Source organism: Streptomyces aureus, from assembly GCF_001418135.1.
GTDB lineage: Bacteria > Actinomycetota > Actinomycetes > Streptomycetales > Streptomycetaceae > Streptomyces > Streptomyces aureus_A.
Genome location: NZ_LIPQ01000511.1, coordinates 1 through 4,966 on the forward strand (window position 1 = coordinate 1; position 4,966 = coordinate 4,966).

Consider the following 4,966-nt stretch of genomic DNA (forward strand, 5'->3'; position numbering starts at 1 on the left):
GTCGAGCGGGTGCGGTGACCTCGGGCGGCCGGCGGTGGGGCTCGGGTCCAGGTCGGCGGACGGAGTCCGGCGCGGCCGTGCGAAGCCGGGGAGGCCCCTTGGGGCCGAGGCGTGCGAGGGCGGCGTAGGGGAGGGGGCCACGGAGCCGGTGTGGGACGAGCGGCGGGTCGAGCGGGTGCGGTGACCTGGTGGGTCGCGGCGTTTTGACCCGTCGAGGGTGGCGCGGGTACTGTTGCGGTTTGTTATGCGTATTGGCTTCGTCGTTCTCACGCGAAGGGCCCTTACGCAGGTTCCCTGGAGCAGTTACCAGTGGCTCGCATACGGGCGATGTTCCCGGCAGTGCAGGCCCCAGCTGCATGATCGCTTCAGGTGTGTCTGGACTCCATCCACTGAAGAAGCGAAGGCTACGAAGTGCGTACGTACAGCCCCAAGCCCGGCGATGTCACTCGCCAGTGGCACATCATCGACGCGCAGGACGTTGTCCTGGGCCGTCTGGCGACCACGGCTGCGAACCTCCTCCGAGGCAAGCACAAGCCCGTCTACGCCCCCCACATGGACATGGGCGACTTCGTCATCATCATCAACGCTGACAAGGTCCACCTGTCCGGCAACAAGAAGACCCAGAAGCTGGCGTACCGCCACTCCGGCTTCCCGGGTGGTCTGCGCTCCGTCCGTTACGACGAGCTGCTGGACAAGAACCCCGAGAAGGCCGTCGAGAAGGCCATCAAGGGCATGATCCCCAAGAACACCCTGGGCCGTCAGATGCTCTCGAAGCTGAAGGTCTACGCGGGCGAGAACCACCCGCACGCTGCTCAGCAGCCGGTCCCGTTCGAGATCACCCAGGTCGCGCAGTAGTTCCGGCCACACCCCCTAAGAACGAAAGAAATCTGAGGAGAATCGTGGCCGAGACCACCCCCGAGACCCCCGTCGACGAGTTCGAGGGCGTTGAGGAGTACACCACCGAGACCGAGCTCGTCGAGGGTGAGTACACCTCCGAGTCGCTCGCCTCCCGCTTCGGCGACCCGCAGCCGGCCGCCGGCCTGGGCCGTCGCAAGAACGCCATCGCCCGCGTCCGGATCGTTCCGGGCACCGGCAAGTGGAAGATCAACGGTCGCACCCTTGAGGACTACTTCCCCAACAAGGTGCACCAGCAGGAAGTCAACGAGCCCTTCAAGGTGCTCGAGCTCGACAACCGCTACGACGTCATCGCCCGCATCGCGGGTGGCGGTGTCTCCGGTCAGGCCGGTGCCCTGCGCCTCGGCGTGGCCCGTGCGCTGAACGAGGCGGACGTCGAGAACAACCGCCCGGCGCTGAAGAAGGCCGGCTTCCTCTCCCGCGACGACCGTGCGGTCGAGCGCAAGAAGGCCGGTCTCAAGAAGGCCCGTAAGGCTCCGCAGTACAGCAAGCGTTAATCGCCTGCTCGGTCTGCTCTCGTACGCCCCGGCGGCACTGCCCGTGCCGTCGGGGCGTACGTTTTTTCATAACCTCTTTCTCTTTCATGCTTGGGCACGTATTTCTCGGAGGACAGCTGTGGGACGACTCTTCGGCACGGATGGCGTGCGCGGTGTGGCCAACGCGGACCTGACGGCGGAGCTCGCGCTCGGTCTCTCGGTCGCGGCGGCGCACGTGCTCGCCGAGGCGGGCACCTTCGAGGGCCATCGGCCGACCGCGGTGGTCGGACGTGACCCCCGCGCGTCCGGAGAGTTCCTCGAAGCCGCCGTGGTGGCAGGCCTCGCCAGCGCCGGCGTCGACGTGCTGCGCGTCGGCGTGCTGCCCACCCCGGCGGTGGCCCACCTCACCGGCGTCCTCGGCGCCGACCTCGGCGTGATGCTCTCCGCCAGCCACAACGCCATGCCCGACAACGGCATCAAGTTCTTCGCGCGTGGCGGCCACAAGCTCGCCGACGAGCTCGAGGACAAGATCGAGGCCGTGTACGAGGAGCACCGCACCGGCGCCCCCTGGGAGCGTCCGACCGGCTCCGGCGTCGGCCGCGTCCGCGACTACGGCGAGGGCTTCGACACGTACGTCGCCCACCTCATCGCCGTCCTCCCCAACCGTCTCGACGGCCTGAAGGTCGTCCTCGACGAGGCCCACGGCGCCGCCGCCCGCGTCTCGCCCGAGGCCTTCGCCCGCGCCGGTGCCGAGGTCGTCACCATCGGCGCCGAGCCGGACGGCCTCAACATCAACGACGGCTGCGGCTCCACCCACCTCGGTCTGCTCAAGGCCGCCGTCGTCGAGCACGGCGCAGACCTGGGCATCGCGCACGACGGCGACGCCGACCGCTGCCTCGCGGTGGACGCCGCGGGCAACGAGGTCGACGGCGACCAGATCCTCGCCGTGCTCGCCCTCGCCATGCGCGAGGCCGGTGCGCTGCGCGGGGACACCGTCGTCGCGACCGTCATGTCCAACCTGGGCTTCAAGCTGGCCATGGAGCGCGAGGGCCTGAACCTCGTCCAGACGGCGGTCGGCGACCGCTACGTCCTGGAGTCCATGAAGGAGCACGGCTTCGCGCTCGGCGGCGAGCAGTCCGGGCACGTCATCGTGCTCGACCACGCCACCACCGGCGACGGCACCCTCACCGGTCTGATGCTGGCCGCCCGGGTGGCCGCCACCGGCAAGTCGCTCGCGGACCTGGCCGGCGTGATGGAGCGCCTTCCGCAGATCCTGATCAACGTCCCCGACGTCGACAAGTCCCGGGTGAAGACCTCCGGCGACCTCGCCGCCGCGGTCACCGCCGCCGAGCAGGAGCTCGGCTCCACCGGCCGCGTCCTGCTGCGCCCCTCCGGCACCGAGCCGCTGGTCCGCGTCATGGTCGAGGCCGCGGACATCGAGCAGGCGCGCGCGGTGGCGCAGCGGCTCGCGGACGTGGTGAAGTCGGCGCTGGGCTAACCTTTCTGAGGCGCCGTCATGCGTTGAGGGCCTCGTCGCACCCGGATCGGGTGCGGCGGGGCCCTTTCAGCTGCCCTTCCGGGCCCCGGGCGCGCGGCGCCAGTGGCCGCGCTGGGTGCGCCAGAGGAGTTTCTGCCCGTACAGCGTCAGCACCCCGGCCAGCATGATGCCGAACAGGTTCAACATCAGCTGCTCGATCGAGCCCCACATCTGGCCGAACTCGCCGTAGCTGAGCGCGACCGCCGCGTTCGCGCCCGCCGGGACCGTCGTCACCGAGATCGCCACGCCCACCAGGGCACCGGACTTCGACGAGGTCAGTGAGAGCGTGCCCGCGATGCCCGCGAGCAGCGCCACGACGAACGAGAACGGGTCCGGCTGCCAGATGAAGCTGGTGTTGGGCCGGGGTGCGTCCAGCCGGTCACGGCTGAACAGGTCGAGCGCGTCCATGCCCAGGCTGAACACCGTCGTCGCCACGATCGCCGCCGCGAAACCGACGAGCAGCGCGAACAGCGAGCGCGCCGCCAGCTTCGGGGCGCGCTGCACCACCGCCGTACAGACCCCGGCGAGCGGGCCGAACTCCGGGCCGACCGCCATCGCGCCCACGATCAGGATCGCGTTGTCCAGGACGACTCCGCAGGCCGCGATCATCGTCGCCAGGATCATGAACGCGCTGTACGTGATGGAGAGCGTCGACTCCTCGTGCGTCGCGCCCGTCAGCTGTTCCCAGATCACCGCGTCCGCCGGCTCGCCCGGGGCCTCCTCCTCGGCGTGGTCCGCGCGCGTGGAGAGGGAGAGGTCGATGTTCTCGACCGCGATGGAGCCGTCCTGATCGATCCTCAGCCCGCGCAGCACCTTGAGGAGTTCGTCGCCGGCCTCACGTGCGACATCGCACATGACCACGTCGCCGGAGGGCTCCCGGGCCGCGCCGGGCAGCACCACCAGGTGGGTGGTGCCGACCGTGGACTCGATCACCTCGACGGCGGCCCGGGTGCGGTCGGGCGGCACGATCATCCGGAGATGCAGCATCCTCAGAGCTTACGGAGACTCAGCCGCTGCACCTTGTGGTCCGGGCCCTTGCGGACGACGAGAGTCGCCCGGCCGCGCGTCGGGGCCACGTTCTCCAGGAGGTTCACCTTGTTGATGGTCCGCCACATGGTGCGCGCGTAGTCGAGGGCCTCGTCCTCGGAGACCTGGGTGTAGCGCTGGAAGTACGAGTCGGGGTCCTGGAAGGCGGTGTCGCGCAGCTTGCGGAACCGGTTGAGGTACCAGCGCTCGATGTCCTCCGGGCGGGCGTCCACGTACACCGAGAAGTCGAAGTAGTCGGCGAGGCCGACGCGCGTGCGGCCGTCCTTGCCGGGCAGGGCCGGCTGGAGGACGTTCAGGCCCTCGACGATGAGGATGTCCGGGCGGCGGACGACGAGGCGCTCGCCGGGGACGCGGTCGTAGATGAGGTGCGAGTAGACCGGGGCCGTGACCTCGTCCTTGCCCGCCTTGATGTCCGCGACGAACCGGGTCAGGGCCCGGCGGTCGTACGACTCGGGGAAGCCCTTGCGGGACATGAGGCCGCGGGCCTTCAGCTCCTCCATCGGAAAGAGGAAGGCGTCCGTGGTGACCAGCTCCACGCGCGGGTGCTCCGGCCAGCGCGCGAGGAGGGCCTGGAGCAGACGGGAGACCGTCGACTTCCCGACGGCGACCGAACCGGCGACTCCTATGACGAACGGGGTGCCGCGCTGCTCGGCGCTCTCGCCGAGGAAGGTGTTGAGGGCGCCCCGAAGACCGCTGGTGGCCTGCACGTACAGGTTGAGCAGCCGGGACAGGGGGAGGTAGATGTCCCGTACCTCGTCGAGGTCGATGACGTCCCCGAAACCGCGGAGCCGCTCGACCTCGTCGGCCGTGAGGGGGAGCGGCGTCTTGTCGCGCAGGGCGCTCCACTCGGCGCGGGTGAGGTCGACGTACGGGGTCGCCTCGGAGGGCCGGCGCTGGCCGGTGCCGGTGCGGGGGCTCCCGTGGGATGTGATCACCCCGCCATTGTCGGGGGTCGCGCGGCTTCGTGGGCGGCGGGGTGATCACATCCCAC

At 69.9% G+C, this 4,966-nt stretch carries 5 protein-coding genes; 3 read left to right on the forward strand and 2 right to left on the reverse strand.

The features are described 5' to 3' along the window. The first annotated feature begins 411 nt into the window (after window positions 1-411). The 3 genes from rplM (at window position 412) to glmM (ending at window position 2,889) form a co-directional block, all read left to right on the forward strand. On the forward strand, window positions 412-855 hold the full coding sequence (rplM, locus tag AOK00_RS32565; RefSeq protein ID WP_015035600.1) for a 50S ribosomal protein L13: 444 nt from the start codon (window positions 412-414) through the stop codon (window positions 853-855). A 44-nt stretch (window positions 856-899) separates the two neighbouring features. Beyond that, the gene (rpsI, locus tag AOK00_RS32570; protein ID WP_015035601.1) at window positions 900-1,412 is read left to right on the forward strand and encodes a 30S ribosomal protein S9; all 513 of its coding nucleotides are present in this window, start codon (window positions 900-902) and stop codon (window positions 1,410-1,412) included. Between the two features lie 118 nt (window positions 1,413-1,530). Next, the gene (gene glmM, locus AOK00_RS32575; protein ID WP_055603762.1) at window positions 1,531-2,889 is read left to right on the forward strand and encodes a phosphoglucosamine mutase; all 1,359 of its coding nucleotides are present in this window, start codon (window positions 1,531-1,533) and stop codon (window positions 2,887-2,889) included. A gap of 66 nt (window positions 2,890-2,955) precedes the next feature. On the opposite strand, the gene AOK00_RS32580 is transcribed toward glmM, so the two are convergent. After that, on the reverse strand, window positions 2,956-3,915 hold the full coding sequence (locus AOK00_RS32580) for a DUF389 domain-containing protein (protein WP_055603763.1): 960 nt from the start codon (window positions 3,913-3,915) through the stop codon (window positions 2,956-2,958). A 2-nt stretch (window positions 3,916-3,917) separates the two neighbouring features. Next, window positions 3,918-4,910: a type I pantothenate kinase gene (gene coaA / locus AOK00_RS32585; RefSeq protein ID WP_055603764.1), complete on the reverse strand. Its 993-nt coding sequence runs from the start codon at window positions 4,908-4,910 to the stop codon at window positions 3,918-3,920. Window positions 4,911-4,966 lie beyond the last annotated feature (56 nt).